Annotated in this window: 13 protein-coding genes; 4 read left to right on the top strand and 9 right to left on the bottom strand. The window is 70.3% G+C overall.

Annotated features, from left to right (window positions below; genetic code table 11):
* Positions 1–2: 2 nt before the first annotated feature.
* From ACT6S0_RS15120 to ACT6S0_RS15110, 3 genes are all read right to left on the bottom strand, one after another.
* A complete protein-coding gene (locus tag ACT6S0_RS15120; protein WP_444764627.1) occupies positions 3–956 on the bottom strand; it encodes a complex I NDUFA9 subunit family protein in 954 nt (317 codons plus the stop codon).
* Positions 953–2,941: a transglycosylase SLT domain-containing protein gene (locus ACT6S0_RS15115; RefSeq protein WP_444764626.1), complete on the bottom strand. Its 1,989-nt coding sequence runs from the start codon at positions 2,939–2,941 to the stop codon at positions 953–955. Before ACT6S0_RS15115 ends, ACT6S0_RS15120 begins: the two co-directional genes overlap by 4 nt.
* A gap of 62 nt (positions 2,942–3,003) precedes the next feature.
* Positions 3,004–4,629 carry an esterase/lipase family protein gene (locus ACT6S0_RS15110; RefSeq protein ID WP_444764625.1) on the bottom strand — a complete coding sequence of 542 codons (1,626 nt, stop codon included), beginning with the start codon at positions 4,627–4,629 and terminating at the stop codon, positions 3,004–3,006.
* 157 nt (positions 4,630–4,786) lie between these two features.
* On the opposite strand from ACT6S0_RS15110, the gene ACT6S0_RS15105 reads away from it, so the two are divergent.
* Both ACT6S0_RS15105 and ACT6S0_RS15100 read left to right on the top strand, forming a co-directional pair.
* Positions 4,787–5,329: a 5-formyltetrahydrofolate cyclo-ligase gene (locus ACT6S0_RS15105; RefSeq protein ID WP_444764624.1), complete on the top strand. Its 543-nt coding sequence runs from the start codon at positions 4,787–4,789 to the stop codon at positions 5,327–5,329.
* Complete coding sequence (locus ACT6S0_RS15100) at positions 5,329–6,999, top strand: cation:proton antiporter domain-containing protein (RefSeq protein ID WP_444764623.1); 1,671 nt, start codon at positions 5,329–5,331, stop codon at positions 6,997–6,999. Before ACT6S0_RS15105 ends, ACT6S0_RS15100 begins: the two co-directional genes overlap by 1 nt.
* A 19-nt stretch (positions 7,000–7,018) precedes the next feature.
* Here the strand turns inward: ACT6S0_RS15100 and ACT6S0_RS15095 are convergent, their stop codons facing one another.
* From ACT6S0_RS15095 to ACT6S0_RS15085, 3 genes are all read right to left on the bottom strand, one after another.
* Positions 7,019–7,552, bottom strand: coding sequence for a DUF4199 domain-containing protein (locus tag ACT6S0_RS15095; RefSeq protein WP_444764622.1), 534 nt, complete (start codon positions 7,550–7,552; stop codon positions 7,019–7,021).
* 96 nt (positions 7,553–7,648) lie between these two features.
* Positions 7,649–8,068, bottom strand: a complete 420-nt coding sequence (locus ACT6S0_RS15090; RefSeq protein WP_444764621.1) for a response regulator transcription factor — start codon at positions 8,066–8,068, stop codon at positions 7,649–7,651.
* Positions 8,069–8,070: 2 nt separating this feature from the next.
* The gene (locus tag ACT6S0_RS15085) at positions 8,071–9,018 is read right to left on the bottom strand and encodes a LysR substrate-binding domain-containing protein (protein ID WP_444764620.1); all 948 of its coding nucleotides are present in this window, start codon (positions 9,016–9,018) and stop codon (positions 8,071–8,073) included.
* A gap of 90 nt (positions 9,019–9,108) precedes the next feature.
* Between ACT6S0_RS15085 and ACT6S0_RS15080 the strand changes: the two genes are divergently transcribed.
* Positions 9,109–9,405, top strand: coding sequence for a DUF2917 domain-containing protein (locus ACT6S0_RS15080; protein WP_444764619.1), 297 nt, complete (start codon positions 9,109–9,111; stop codon positions 9,403–9,405).
* On the opposite strand, the gene ACT6S0_RS15075 is transcribed toward ACT6S0_RS15080, so the two are convergent.
* Complete coding sequence (locus ACT6S0_RS15075; protein WP_444764618.1) at positions 9,355–9,768, bottom strand: TfoX/Sxy family protein; 414 nt, start codon at positions 9,766–9,768, stop codon at positions 9,355–9,357. The genes ACT6S0_RS15080 and ACT6S0_RS15075 overlap by 51 nt on opposite strands.
* Before the next feature lie 53 nt (positions 9,769–9,821).
* Here ACT6S0_RS15075 and ACT6S0_RS15070 point away from each other — a divergent pair, with 53 nt between their 5' ends.
* Positions 9,822–10,391: a 5-formyltetrahydrofolate cyclo-ligase gene (locus tag ACT6S0_RS15070; protein ID WP_444764617.1), complete on the top strand. Its 570-nt coding sequence runs from the start codon at positions 9,822–9,824 to the stop codon at positions 10,389–10,391.
* A gap of 34 nt (positions 10,392–10,425) precedes the next feature.
* Here ACT6S0_RS15070 and ACT6S0_RS15065 read toward each other — a convergent pair whose 3' ends face one another.
* Together ACT6S0_RS15065 and ACT6S0_RS15060 are read right to left on the bottom strand one after the other, a co-directional pair.
* Positions 10,426–11,526 carry an S-(hydroxymethyl)glutathione dehydrogenase/class III alcohol dehydrogenase gene (locus tag ACT6S0_RS15065; RefSeq protein ID WP_444764639.1) on the bottom strand — a complete coding sequence of 367 codons (1,101 nt, stop codon included), beginning with the start codon at positions 11,524–11,526 and terminating at the stop codon, positions 10,426–10,428.
* A 2-nt stretch (positions 11,527–11,528) separates the two neighbouring features.
* Positions 11,529–13,104 (bottom strand): FUSC family protein (locus ACT6S0_RS15060; RefSeq protein ID WP_444764616.1); only part of this gene is annotated, 1,576 nt, incomplete at its 5' end.

The following is a 13,104-nucleotide window of genomic DNA, read 5'->3' as shown; positions in this document are numbered from 1 at the left end:
GATTAATGCCTGGCGCGCCACGCATCCAGCCGCGCCACGCCGGCGCCGGGCGCGAGATAGGTCGGCAGCACCGCCTCCAGCGAGGCCGGCGTGATGCCGAGCTCGGCCAGGCCGGGCAGCTGGCCACTCGGCACATTGGGCACGGACAGCGAGGCCAGGTTGTCGCGCGACAGCAGGGGCTCGCCGGGCAGGCACTCCATGGCCAGGGCCTGCAGCGTGGCCAGCGGCCCGGGCAGCGGCAGCACCGGCCGCTCATGCCCTGACACGCGGCCGGCCAGGCGCACCAGCCCGGCCAGCGTCAGCTCGCGCGGGCCGGCGATCTCGAAGGTCTGGCCGATGGTGTCGCGGCGCATCAGCACCTCGACCAGGGCGCGTGCCAGGTCCTGCACCCAGACCGGTTGCAGCCGCGCGCCCGCGCCGGCCAGCGGCATCAGCGGGAACAGGCCCTGCAGCCGGGCGAACAGGTTGACGCTCTTGTCGCCGTCGCCGAAGACGAGCGACGGGCGCAGCAAGCTCAGCTCCAGTGCACCGGTCTGTGTGGCGACCTGCAGCACCGCCTCGCCGGCGGCCTTGCTGCGCAGGTAGCGCGAGGGCGCGTGCTCTGCCACGCCGAGGGCGCTGACATGCACGAGGCGACGCGGGCCGGCCGCGGCCATGGCGGCAGCGATGCGCCTGGGCAGCTCCACATGCACATGCTCGAAGGCGGTGCTGCTGCCCTGCAGGATGGCGACCAGGTTGACGACGGCATGATGACCAGGCAGCAGGGCCGCCAGGTCGCGGAAGACATCGGCCTGCAAGACGGTCACGCCGGGCAGGCTCTGCAGGTCGCGCGCATGGGCCAGGCGCCGCGTCGGCACGGTGATGCGCACGCCCGCGCCGAGGCGGCGCGTCAGCTGCTCGCAAAGCGCGCGCCCGACAAAGCCGCCGCCGCCAAGAACCAGAACAGAAAAGCTCATGACTTGGCATCCCCCACCGCCGCGGGCGGCACATCACTGACATCGGCGGCGCGCATGCCGGCCGGACCGACGCTGGTGCCGAGCCGCTCGCGCAAACGGGTGGCCGGCAGGCCCAGCACCTGGGCGTAGACGGCGCCGCCGAGCAGCACCTTGCGCACATAGTCGCGCGTCTCGGTGAAAGGGATGTTCTCGGCCCAGATGGCCGCGTCGATGACGGGGCCTTCACGCCAGCGCGCCGGGCGCCCCGGGCCGGCGTTGTAGGCGGCCGCGGCCAGGGCCTGGGCACCGTCGAAGCGGTCCAGCACCAGCTTGAGATAGTGGGTGCCGATGCGCAGGTTGAAGTCACGGTCGCTGATGCGCGCCGGGCTGTAGTCCAGGCCGGCCTTCTTGGCCGTCCACTTGGCGGTGGCGGGCATGACCTGCATCAGGCCCGACGCGCCGACATGCGAGCGCGCATCCAGCACGAAGCGCGACTCCTGGCGGATCAGGCCGTAGACATAGGCCGCATCCAGCCCAGCGTTCTGCGCCTCGCGCGTCAGCTCGGCGCGAAAGGGCAGCGGGTAGCGCTGGGCGATGTCGATCTCGGCCCTGGTGCGCTCGCTGGTGTTGATGCAGCGGTCCCAGACCTCGCGGTCGCAGGCCTCCTGGGCGGCGGCCAGCAGGGCGCGGTCGCCCATGCCGCGCAGCGAGAAATTCCACTCGCGCACGCCCTCGCTGCGCAGACCGAGGTCGATGAGTTGCAGGCCACGCGTCAGGCCGGGGTGCTGACGGGCGGCGCGGCGTTCCTCGGCGGTCAGCGGCGCGGGGGGCGATGGCAGCGGCGTCGGCAGGCCGAGATCCTCGGCGGCCAGGCGGCCGAAGTAGTTCAGCGGCCCGGCCTGGGGCGAGGCCGCCAGCGCAGCGAGCTGGGCGCGCGCAGTGGGCGCATCGCCCTGCATGCGCGTCGCGCGGGCCTTCCAGTAGACCCAGGCCGGGTCGCGCTGTTCGGCCGGGCTCATCTTCTCGATGGCGCGCAGCGCGAGGGCCGGCTGCTTGGCGCGCAGCGCGGCGCGGGCCGCCCAGGCCAGGGTGTCGTCGCTCCAGTCCAGCTCGGGCGCGAGCTTGTGGGCGCGCTCGAAGGGGGCCACGGCGTCGTCCTGCAGGCGCAGCGCCGACTGGCGGCCGATTTGCACCCACAGCCAGGCCTGCAGGTCGGCAGGCAGCCGGCTCCACTTGTCGCCCAGCAGGTCGCCGGCCTGCTCGGGGTCGTTGGCCGCGACGCGGGCCAGGGCCATGGCCGTCAGTTCTGCCTCGGCGCGCGGCGAGGTGCGGGCCTTGCGTGTCAGATAGCGGCCGGCGTTGTCCTGCAGTTCGGCCAGCTTCTGGTCGAAGGCCTTGCTGCCCAGCAGCGCGACGGCCTGACGCGCGGCGCGCGGGCGGCTCTGCTCGATGGCCAAGCGCGCCCTGGCCCAGACGGTGTCGGGCTTGAACTGGCCGGCCTCCAGCATGGCCCTGGCCAGCTGCTGGCAGCCGTCGTCGCCGTCCTTCTGCGCCATCCAGGCATCCCGGGCCGCGTCGCTGGCGACCTTGCCGCCGGCGGCGTGGTCGGCCAGCAGCACATAGCAGGCCACCTCGCGGTCGTCGCGCATCTGGTAGCTGGCGTGGTCACGCCGGAAGTTCGCCCAATCGCGGCGGCGGCCCAGCTCCAGCAGCCAGTCGTTGCGCAGCCGGTCCTCGACATAGCTGCCGGGGTAGCGCGCATAGAAGGCGTCCATGTCGGGCTGGCGGATCTCGGCCAGGCGCGCATTCAGGTCGAAGTAGTCGACCCAGCCGGCCAGGGGGTGGTTCTGGCGGCGCGCGGCGTCGGCAAGCGAGGCCAGCCGCGGGCGGTCCCGCTTGACCCAGGCCTCGCGCGCCTGCACGGCCAGGTCGCTTGGCCCCGGCTGGGCCCCGCATCCCAGCGCCCACATCAGGCTCAGCCCGAGCCACCACTTCACCGCCGTCATGCCTACTACCTCTGCGTCCAGCGCTCACGCCCACCGGACGAATTTAACCCAGGGGGGAATCCCTATTGGTTCCAACCCTCGATCTCGAAGCGCAGGCGGCCGCGGATGCCGGGGTTGGTCGGCTTCATCTTGCCGTTGGCGGCGACGGTGCTGCTGTCGAAGGGCACGCTGACCTCGATGCGGCCGGACTTCAGCTGGGTCGCCTTGATCTCGGTGTCGGCCATGGATACGCCAGCGTCCTGCCAGGCGTACTTGACCTTCCAGGCGTCGCCCTCGTTGACCGGCGGCACCATCTCCAGGATCAGCGCGTTGCGGAACAGGTAGCCGCCCTCGAAGTGCTCGTTGAGCCACAGGCGCTTCTCGATCTCGTAGTCGGGCACGCGCACGCCCAGCGTCATGCCATAGGCCAGCGATTTGCGCTGCATGTTGACCCGCGCCCGGTTGGCGAGGAAGACGCTGCTGAGGTACAGGCTCGCGTTCTTCTGCCAGTCGGCATGGGCAACGCAGGCGACGGAGTCTTCCTCGGTCGTGCGCCGCGTCAGATACCAGAGCTTGCCGCGCGGCGAGGCCAGCACCTCGATCTGATAGAGGGCGTTGACGGCGCGCCCGGCGTCGGCCTGCGCCTGCACCTTGTCGGGCAGCCGGATCTCTTCGATCTCCAGCCACAGGTCCACCCGCACGTCGCCGAACAGGAAGCGCGCCAGGTTCTGAAAGCCCTCCTCGCTGTTGACGATGCCGAAGAAGCCCGAATGGGCGCGGTAGACCACCGCCTTGGCGCATTGCTCGGTGAGGTTGCCCTTGGCGTCCAGGCCGCACAGCGTCGCGTTCTCGATCTTGACCAGGCCGTCGCTGCCATGGCCGACGAAGCTGCGCGACATGCCGGCGGCGGCCTCGTAGTCGAGCCGGTTGCTGCCCACCAGCGTGAAGATGCGTCGCGACGGGAAACGCGCCTCGGGCACCAGGTCGACACGCTTGTGCTTCTTGGCGGCGGCGGCCAGGTCCAGGTAGGCCGGCATGCGCTTGTCGCGGTCGAAGTTGGAGATGTCGTTGACGCCCAGCCACGACGGGATGTTCACGCCCAGCACGTCGATGCCGTTGTGCGGCGTGGCGTAGGTGAAGAACTTGTCGACATGCTTGGACACTTTCTCGGTGTCCAGCGCCGGGTTCTGCAGGAAGGCGCGGCAGACCAGGCCGCCCATCGAATGGGCCACCAGGTAGCAGCGGAAGTCGGCGGGCTTGATCTTGTTGTCGGGGTTCCCGCAGACCAGGTCGCGCACGCGGGCCACCAGCTCGGACAAGCCCCTGGCGAAGTCCTCGATCTCGGGCGTCTTGCCGCTGCCCAGGTGGGTGGAGGCGGCGTCGTAGTAGCGGTAGATGACGATGCAGCGGCTGCCGAGCTTGTTGCCCGTGGGCTTGCCCAGGGAATCGGCCTCCCACTCGGCGTCGACGATGTCGTAGCCGTCTTCGTAGACATCCTGGTACTGGTACTCCGACGCCAGCCGCACGACGGGCGACTCGAACACGTATTTGCGCGGTCGTTCGGTCTTGTTGGGCACCGCGCGGTACATGGTCGAGCCGAGGTTGAAGCCGCAGAAGGGGTCGGCCGTGGTCTCGTCGATCTCGCCGCGGGACATGGCATAGCCGCGCACATAGATGATGGGGTGGTAGGGCGCGTCGGGCGTGGACATGGCGGCTTCCTGGAGTGGCGACGGCAGCGACCATAGCCCCGCAGGCGCCTGCCAGCCAGCCCGCAGACCCGAGTCGTCCTCAGCCCTGAGGACTGCCTGCCCCATGGGTTTTAATACGCCGCCCTCCATTTATGCCGACCGCCCAACCATCCCGCCAATGAGCCCCGCCCACCCCGACCGCCCCGTGCAGCGCCGCGAGCTGCTGGCCGCGCGCCGCGACTTTGCGGCCAGCCCCGCCTTCCAGACCGCCCAGGCGGCGCTGTCCGGTGCGCTGAACGAGCTGCTGGCACAACTGGAGCCGGAGCTGCTGGGCGTGTACTGGCCGCTGCCGGGCGAGTTCGATCCCGGCGAACTGCCCTACCCGCGCGCCCTGCCGTTCGCCCGCCGCGAGCCGGCCGGGATGGTGTTTCGCCGCTGGGACGGCAGCCTGCCCTCCGCGCAGGACGAATGCGGCATCGCGACGTCCACGGGCGCGGTCGCCGTGCCCGACGTCGTGCTGGTGCCGTGCGTGGGCTTCACGCGCGAGGGCTTCCGCCTCGGCTACGGCGGCGGCTATTTCGACCGCTGGCTGGCGGCGCATCCGGGGGTGGCGGCCATCGGCCTGGCCTGGTCGGGCGCCGAGACACATTTCGCCGTCGAGGCGCACGACCGCGCGTTGACGCTCATCCTCACCGAACGCGAAGTGATCGCCCCCGACTGATGCACGAGAACATGACCCTCATCTCCACGCTGGCCGCCGCCTTCGGCCTGGCGCTGGTGCTGGGTCTGCTGGCGCAATGGGCACGCCTGCCGGCGCTGGTGGGTTATCTGCTGGCCGGTGTGCTGATCGGCCCGCACACGCCGGGCTTTGTTGGCGACGTGCATCTGGCCCAGCAGCTGTCGGAGGTCGGCGTGATGTTGCTGATGTTCGGCGTGGGCCTGCATTTCTCGGTGGGCGACCTGATGTCGGTCAAGGGCATCGCCCTGCCCGGCGCGCTGGTGCAGATGGCCGCGGCGACGGCCATGGGCGCGGCGATGGCGCACTGGTGGTGGGGCTGGGACCTGGGCGCCGCGTTGATCTTTGGCCTGGCGCTGTCGGTCGCCAGCACGGTGGTGCTGCTGCGCGCGCTGGAGTCGCGCGAGCTGCTGCATACCGGCAATGGCCGCATCGCTGTCGGCTGGCTGGTGGTGGAAGACCTGGCCATGGTGCTGGCGCTGGTGCTGATCCCCGTGCTGGGCGGCCAGGGTGATGGTGGGGCACAAGGCAATCTCGCCGTCACCATCATCACGACGCTGCTGGCGGTCACGGCCTTCGTGGCCGTCATGCTCATCGCCGGCCGGCGCCTGCTGCCCTGGATGCTGTGGCAGGTCAACCGCACCGGTTCGCGCGAGCTGTTCACGCTGGCGACCGTGGCCGCGGCCATCGGCCTGGCGGTCGGGGCGGCGGCGCTGTTCGGCGTCAGCGTCGCGCTGGGCGCCTTTTTCGCCGGCCTGGTGCTGCGCGAGTCCGCCTTCAGCGAGCGCGCCGCGCATGAAAGCCTGCCGCTGCGGGATGCCTTCGCCGTGCTCTTCTTCGTCGCCGTCGGCATGCTGTTCGACCCGCTCATCCTCATCGAGCGGCCCATGGCCGTGCTGGCCACGGTGGCGGTCATCCTCGTCGGCAAGACCGTGGCGGCCGCCGTGCTGGTGATCTTGCTGAAATACCCGCTGTCCACGGCGCTGACGGTGGCAGTGAGCCTGGCGCAGATCGGCGAGTTCAGCTTCATCCTGATGGGCCTGGGGGCCAACCTCAAGCTGGTGCCGCCCGAGGCGACCAGCCTGGTCGTCGCTGGCGCCATCGTCTCCATCGCGCTGAACCCGGTGCTGTTCGCGGGCGTGGAGCCGCTGCGACGCTGGGTCCTCAAGCGCTCGACCTGGGCGCGGCAGCTGGAGGCGCGCGACGACCCACTGGCCGAGCTGCCGGCCGACACGCCCGAAAGCGCGCTGGCCGGGCAGATCGTTCTGGTGGGCCATGGCTCGATCGGTGCCGCGCTGCTCGAACGGCTGGGCGCCCGGCCGGTCGTCGTCGTCGACAGCGAACGCGACATCGTCGAGCGACTGCGTGCCGCCGGCCAGGCAGCGGTGCTGGGCGAGGCGGCCGAGGCGATGACGCTGGTGCAGGCGCACATCGCGCAGGCCGCATGGCTCGTCGTCACGGTGACCGATGTGCGCGGCGTTCCCGCCATGCTCGCCATCGCGCAACAGCTCAACCCGGCGCTGAAGAGCGCGGTGGTGGCGCGTACCGACGAGGAAGCGCATTGGCTGCGCGACATGGGCGTGACGCGGGTGCTGCGCGCCCATGCCGCGCTGGCGGATGCGCTGGCGCACGCCGTGTCGGCCGAAGCGCCCTAGGCTTCAGGCGGCAGGCGGCTCAGCGGCGCCGCGATGCCATGAAGCGCGGGTTGCGCAACAGCGCCGCCGAGATCAGCGACACCAGCAGGCCGACCGGCACGATCTCGCCCATCGTCATCGGGAAGCGGTACAGCGGGTTGGCGTACATGAGCTTGAATTCGTCCATCTCGGCGGCAAGCTTGGCCAGCTCGGCCTCCGGCAGGCCCTTGGCCTTGCCCTGCGCGAGATAGACCTTGGCCCATTCGGTGCCGAAGTCCATCTTCGTGACCGCCAGCGTCACTTCCCAGGCGGCCGCGTAGACGATGCCGGCCACCAGGCTGATGCCCAGGCCGAGCAGGAAGGCCGGCCAGAAGCGGATGACACCGCCCAGCTCGTTGTCGCGCCGGCGCTTGATGGCGACGAAGACGAGGGTCAGCGCCACCAGCATGATCAGGTAGCCGATGATCATGCCGTGCTCGGGCGGCGCCCCGCGGTTCAGGACGAGCAGGGCGAACAGCGGCACGCCCGCGAGCAGGCCGGCGGCGGCGCCGAAGGACAGGATGGTTTTCAGCATGGGGACCTCATGGCGGCGTGATGGATGCCGTCATGAAACGATGTTCGGGCCGCCAGGGCCATCGTACAAATGGGTGATTTCGCCGAAATCAGCCCTTTAGCGCAACAAACCCAGCTCCCGCGCCTTCAGGATGGCCTCGGTGCGCCGGCGGGCGCCGAGCTTCTCGTAGAGCTTAGCCACATGCGTCTTGACCGTGTGCGGCGACACATGCAGGCGCGCGGCGATCTCCTTGTTGGCCAGGCCCGCCGCCAGCAGCTCCAGCACCTCGCGCTCGCGCGGGCTGATGCCCAGCGTGGCCTGCGCCTGCGGGTTGCCGTCGAAAGGCTCGGCCGGCGGCGCGCGGCGGCCAAGCAGCTGGACGCCGGCCCACACGCCCAGGCCCAGAAAGGCCGCCGCGACCAAGGCGACATAGACCGTCTCGGACTGCGCGCGGGCGAGGTGGCGGTAGTCCAGCCACTGCAGCAAGGCCGTGCCCGCCGCGAGGGCCAGGCCATAGAGCGCCGCGCGCTTGCACATCGTCAGACCCCGGTCAGCTGATCGCGCGTGATGGCGGCCTGCTGGTTCACCCAGTCGGCGAACTGCTGCACCTCGGGCCGGCGCGCCGCGTTCGGGCCGGTGATCAGCCAGTAGCTGAACGGGCAACCCAGGCGGCCGGCCTTGCCGAAGGGCTCGACGAGTTCGCCGCGCTGCACGTGCTCGTGCACGAGCGGCAGGCGGGCCAGCGCCACGCCCTGGCCGGTCAGCGCAGCCTGCACCTGTTGGTAGGTGAAGTTCAGGTAGAGCCAGCGGCGAGGCTGCAGGTCGGCCTGGCCCTGCACCGTCAACCAGCGTCGCCAGCTCAAGAACTCGGCGCTGGGGCGGGCGTCGTCCTCCTCGGCCAGGGCATGGCCGGCGAGGTCGGCGGGCTTGTTCAGCGGCGCCGGCGGCTTCTGCAGATACCAGGGGCTGACGCAGGGCGACAACGTCTCCTCGAAGAGCTGCACGGCGTCCGCCGGCACGGAGGGCCGGTCGTCGTAGCGCAGCGCCAGGTCGATCTCGCCATCCTCCAGGTCCACCTTGCGGTCATAGGCCGACACGCGGATGTCGATGTCTTCGTGCTCGCGCTGGAAGGCCTCCATGCGCGGGATCAACCACAGCGACGCGAACGACGCAAAGGTGCTGACGTTGACGACGCGCCGGCCGCGCGAGCGGCGGATCTGGCGCACGGCCTGGTCCAGCTTGGACAGCACGGCCACCGCGGTCGGCAGCAGCTGGGCGCCATCGCTGGACAGCTCGACACGGCGCGTGCCGCGCAGGAACAGCACGCAGCCGATCTCCTCCTCCAGCGACTGGATCTGGCGGCTGACGGCCGACTGCGTCAGGCTCAGCTCATCGGCCGCAGCGCGGAAGGACAGCAGCCGCGCGACGGCCTCGAAGGCGCGCAGCGGGCCGATCGAGAGCGGCCGTTGTCGGAGAGGCAGATTCATGCGCGGATGGTATCAATCGCTGCGGCGCAATCATTGGACCGCCCTGGGTGACCTAAGCAGAATCCCGCACATCAACCCAGGAGAGTCATGATGACTGATGCGCAATCTGTATGGCATTTGGACGGCGGCCGGGCCCTGACGCTGGCCGGCAGCGCCGAAGCGCGCCGCCTGGCGGTATGCCGCGGCCGCATCTGGCTGACCTTGTCCGGCACGCCCGACGAGCCGGCCGAGGACAAGTGGCTGCAGGCCGGCGAGACCGTCGCCCTGTCGGCCGGCCAGACGGCCGTGCTGGAAGGCTGGCCGGCGGCCGACTTCGAGCTGCTGGTGCCGCCCACCTCAGCCTCGGCCGGGCGGGCTTCGCTGGGTCGCCGCATTTTTGGTCTTTGATTTCCTGGCGGCCGGCTTCGTCGCCTTGGCGTTCGCGGCACGCAAGGCCGCCTCGAAGGCCAACCGCGCCCAGGGCTGCATCAGCGGCGGCGACTCGAGCGCCTCCTCGGGCGGGCGGTAGTAGCGCATCGACATCTGCTGGCCGTTCTTCATCGTGAAGGTGAAGGGCCTGCAACCCGCCGCCTCGAAGCGGGCCTGCGTCGCGTCGTCCACCTTCAGGTAGAGCTCGCCGCCGGCGATCAGCGCGGCGAACAGGCCGTCGATGTAGAGCCCCTGCCCGCCAAACATGGCCCGCGCGCGCACGGGCCCGAGCGGCGCCAGCAATTCCAGGCAGAAGGCGGTGAAGGGGTCGGGCGCGGTCATGCGGCGAAATATCGCACCGCCACCCGACCACGCGGCAGGTAATCTCGCGGCCCATGGACGCCAACGACCGCGCCGCGATCCGGCACAAGCTGATCGAACAACGCCTGGCCCTGCCCAAGCGGCTGGAACTGGCCGCGGACCTGCAGGAAGTGCTGCGCGTCTGGCTGCTGCGCCGGCGCGAGACCACCATCGGCGCCTACTGGCCCATCAAGGGCGAGTTCGACCCGCTGCCGGCCTTGTATCGCTGGGCCGAAGACCACCCCGAACGCCGCATCGGCCTGCCGGTCGTGGACAAGGCGCACGGCAACTTGCGCTTTCACGTCTGGTACCCGGGCTGCCCGATGGAGGAGGACGCCTTCCACATCCCCAAGCCCAAGGGCACCGAGGAGTTCCAGCCCCAATTGATGCTGGTGCCCTGCCTGGGCTTCGGGCCCTGCGGCTTGCGGCTGGGCTATGGCGGTGGCTTCATGGACAAGACGCTGGCCGAGATGAAGCCCAGACCGGCGGCGGTGGGCATCGGGTATGCGCATGGTTTTTTGCCGCTGCTCAAGCCGAGTGCGCTGGATGTGGCGCTGGATGCGATGTTGACGGAGGAGGGGGTGGTTTGGGATCGGGAGGGGTGAGGGGTGGGCTGGCGTGTTGTCGTAAAAGCAACCCTTAAAACTCCACAACCGAGCGAATGCTCTCCCCCCTCCGCATCAGCTCGAACCCTTCATTGATCCGCTCCAACGGCAGCTTGTGCGTGATCAGCTCGTCGATCTTCACCTTGCCCTCCATGTACCAGTCGACGATCTTGGGCACATCCGTGCGGCCGCGGGCGCCGCCGAACGCCGATCCTTCCCAATGCCGACCGGTGACCAGTTGGAACGGCCGCGTCGCGATCTCGGCCCCAGCCGGCGCCACGCCGATGATGATGCTGCGCCCCCAGCCCTTGTGGGTGCACTCCAGCGCCTGGCGCATCAGCTGCACATTGCCGACGCATTCGAACGAGTAGTCCGCGCCACCATCGGTCAGCTGCACGATGTGGTCGACGACGTTCCCAACGTCCTTCGGGTTCACGAAATCCGTCATGCCGAACTGCCGCGCCATCGCCTCGCGCGCCGGGTTGATGTCCACGCCGATGATCTTGCCGGCGCCCACCATCCTGGCGCCCTGGATGACGTTCAGCCCGATGCCGCCCAGACCGAAGACCACGACATTCGCGCCGGCCTCCACCTTGGCCGTGAACAGCACCGCGCCCACGCCGGTCGTCACGCCGCAGCCGATGTAGCAGACCTTGTCGAAGGGTGCGTCGGGCCGGATCTTGGCCAGCGCAATGCCCGGCACGACGATGTGGTTGGCGAAGGTGCTCGTGCCCATGTAGTGAAAGATCGGCTCGCCATTCAGCGAGAAACGCGATGTGCCATTGGGCATCAGCCCCCTGCCCTGCGTCGAGCGGATCGCCTGGCAGAGGTTGGTCTTGCGGCTCAGGCAGAACTTGCACTCGCGGCATTCCGGCGTGTAGAGCGGAATGACGTGGTCGCCCGGCTTCAGCCAGGGCACCTTGCTCTCCAGCACGACGCCCGCGCCCTCGTGGCCCAGCACGGCCGGGAACAGGCCCTCGGGGTCGGCACCCGACAGCGTGAAGTCGTCGGTGTGGCAGATGCCGGTGGCCTTCACTTCCACCAGCACTTCGCCGTCGCGCGGGCCTTCCAGGTCCAGGGTTTCGATGCTCAGCGGGGCGCCAGCCTTCCAGGCAACGGCGGCGCGGGTTTGGATGCTCATGTCTGTTCTCCTGCGGGGGGTTGAAGTTGGTTGAGCGCGGCGATGAACTCGCGCGCCTCGATGCGGCACAGCCGCAAGCGGCGCAACAGCCACGGTGTCAGGTCTTGCTGGCCGAGGTGCTCGGGCCAGGCGCCGGCATTGGCGTCGGGGATTTCGGCGGGGTCGGTGCCGGTGGCGGGTTCACCGTTGAGGATGTCGACACAGGCCTTGCGCGCCAGCGGCAGCGCGGTCTCGGCGCGGGCCGGGTCCAGGCGATCACTGCGGCGCTGCACCTGCTGCTGCACCGCGCCGAGCAGGGCCATGAAGCGGTAGCCATGGCTCAACGCCGCTTCGATTTCAGCGTCGGGCAGGCGCACGCTCTCGGGCTCCACGCGCGTGCGCTGCGCCGCCCCGGCGAGCGCCGCCAGTGCCGTGTAGGCCTGCTGGCGCGAGATGCGCTGCGCCAGTTGGGCGTCGGGGCTGGGCCGCCACTGCAGCATGTTGCCGGCATGCCGCGCCAGCGCGCCGCGCAGCTGCGCGCCCAGGCGCGGTACCGCGGCACGCTCCCAGGAGGGCAGCACGAAGCTGAACAGCCAGGCCAGGCCCGCGCCGATGACGGTGTCGGCCAGGCGCTCGCCGATGAAGGGGTCGCTGCCGGGCGCCAGCATCAGCGGCTGCAGCAGGGCCATCAGGGTGGCCGCCGTCGCCGCGACGCGGTAGCGGCGGTTCACGTAGGCGTGGGCCACGCCCACGGCGGCGATGAAGCACAGGCTCAGGAAAGGCACCCAGTCCACATGCGCCAGCAGCATGACGAGCAGGCAACCCTGCATGGTGCCGGCGATGCGGTCGTTGCGGCGCGACAGCGTCTGCTCCAGGTTGCCGCGCAGCACCACCGCCACGCTCAGCATCAGCCAGAAGGGATGCGCCGCCCAAGGCAGAGCCGCACCCAGCGCATAGGCGAAAGACAGCGCCAGCGCCGAGCGCAGCGCATGGCGCATGACGCTCGACTGCAGCGTCAGGTGGGGTTTCAGCGCGGCCAGCGGCCAGCCCTCGGGCGATACGAAGGGCGCCAGGCGCTCGGGTGTCCAGGGGCTGGCGGGGTCGTCGGCCGCGGCCTGGCGGGCGACCATGCTGGCGACGTCGTCCAGCATGTGGCCGACACGTGATTGCAGGGCCGACACGAGGTGGTTGCGGGAGTCGCCAGCCGGTGCGCTGACGTCGGCCAGGCGGGCGGCGAGCTGGGCGCGCCAGGCATCGGCCGACACCTCGGGCAGAGGGGCGCCCGCGGTCACGGTATCGGCCAGCGCGGCCAGCACGTCGGCCAGGTGGCGCAGCGTGTCGGCCAGCGCGGAGCGCCACTGCCGGCCGGGGAAGTCCTGGCCCAGCAGCTCGATGTCCAGACGGCTGGCCAACAACAGGTCACGCAGCTCGATGAGGCCGAGCACCAGATCGGTCTGGCGGCGGCTGCGTGGCGAGCGGCGCGCGGCGAAGACCTGGTCGCGCGCGGCCTGCAGCGCGTCGGCCAGCACGACGTCGTCGGCAATCGACGCGCGGATGCTGGCCTCGGCGCCACCCACCGCGCCGGCAATCCGC

It is taken from the genome of Roseateles sp., assembly GCF_052436255.1.
Classification (GTDB): domain Bacteria; phylum Pseudomonadota; class Gammaproteobacteria; order Burkholderiales; family Burkholderiaceae_C; genus Pelomonas.
Note: the sequence above shows the minus strand (reverse complement) of the source record. Positions and strands in the feature narration are given on the sequence as shown.

Bases quoted from the DNA above. Each gene is read 5' to 3' on its own strand.
- ACT6S0_RS15120 (WP_444764627.1), bottom strand. From the start codon at position 956: ATGAGCTTTTCTGTTCTGGTTCTTGGCGGCGGCGGCTTTGTCGGGCGC.
- ACT6S0_RS15115 (WP_444764626.1), bottom strand. From the start codon at position 2,941: ATGACGGCGGTGAAGTGGTGGCTCGGGCTGAGCCTGATGTGGGCGCTG.
- ACT6S0_RS15110 (WP_444764625.1), bottom strand. From the start codon at position 4,629: ATGTCCACGCCCGACGCGCCCTACCACCCCATCATCTATGTGCGCGGC.
- ACT6S0_RS15105 (WP_444764624.1), top strand. From the start codon at position 4,787: ATGAGCCCCGCCCACCCCGACCGCCCCGTGCAGCGCCGCGAGCTGCTG.
- ACT6S0_RS15100 (WP_444764623.1), top strand. From the start codon at position 5,329: ATGCACGAGAACATGACCCTCATCTCCACGCTGGCCGCCGCCTTCGGC.
- ACT6S0_RS15095 (WP_444764622.1), bottom strand. From the start codon at position 7,552: ATGCTGAAAACCATCCTGTCCTTCGGCGCCGCCGCCGGCCTGCTCGCG.
- ACT6S0_RS15090 (WP_444764621.1), bottom strand. From the start codon at position 8,068: ATGTGCAAGCGCGCGGCGCTCTATGGCCTGGCCCTCGCGGCGGGCACG.
- ACT6S0_RS15085 (WP_444764620.1), bottom strand. From the start codon at position 9,018: ATGAATCTGCCTCTCCGACAACGGCCGCTCTCGATCGGCCCGCTGCGC.
- ACT6S0_RS15080 (WP_444764619.1), top strand. From the start codon at position 9,109: ATGACTGATGCGCAATCTGTATGGCATTTGGACGGCGGCCGGGCCCTG.
- ACT6S0_RS15075 (WP_444764618.1), bottom strand. From the start codon at position 9,768: ATGACCGCGCCCGACCCCTTCACCGCCTTCTGCCTGGAATTGCTGGCG.
- ACT6S0_RS15070 (WP_444764617.1), top strand. From the start codon at position 9,822: ATGGACGCCAACGACCGCGCCGCGATCCGGCACAAGCTGATCGAACAA.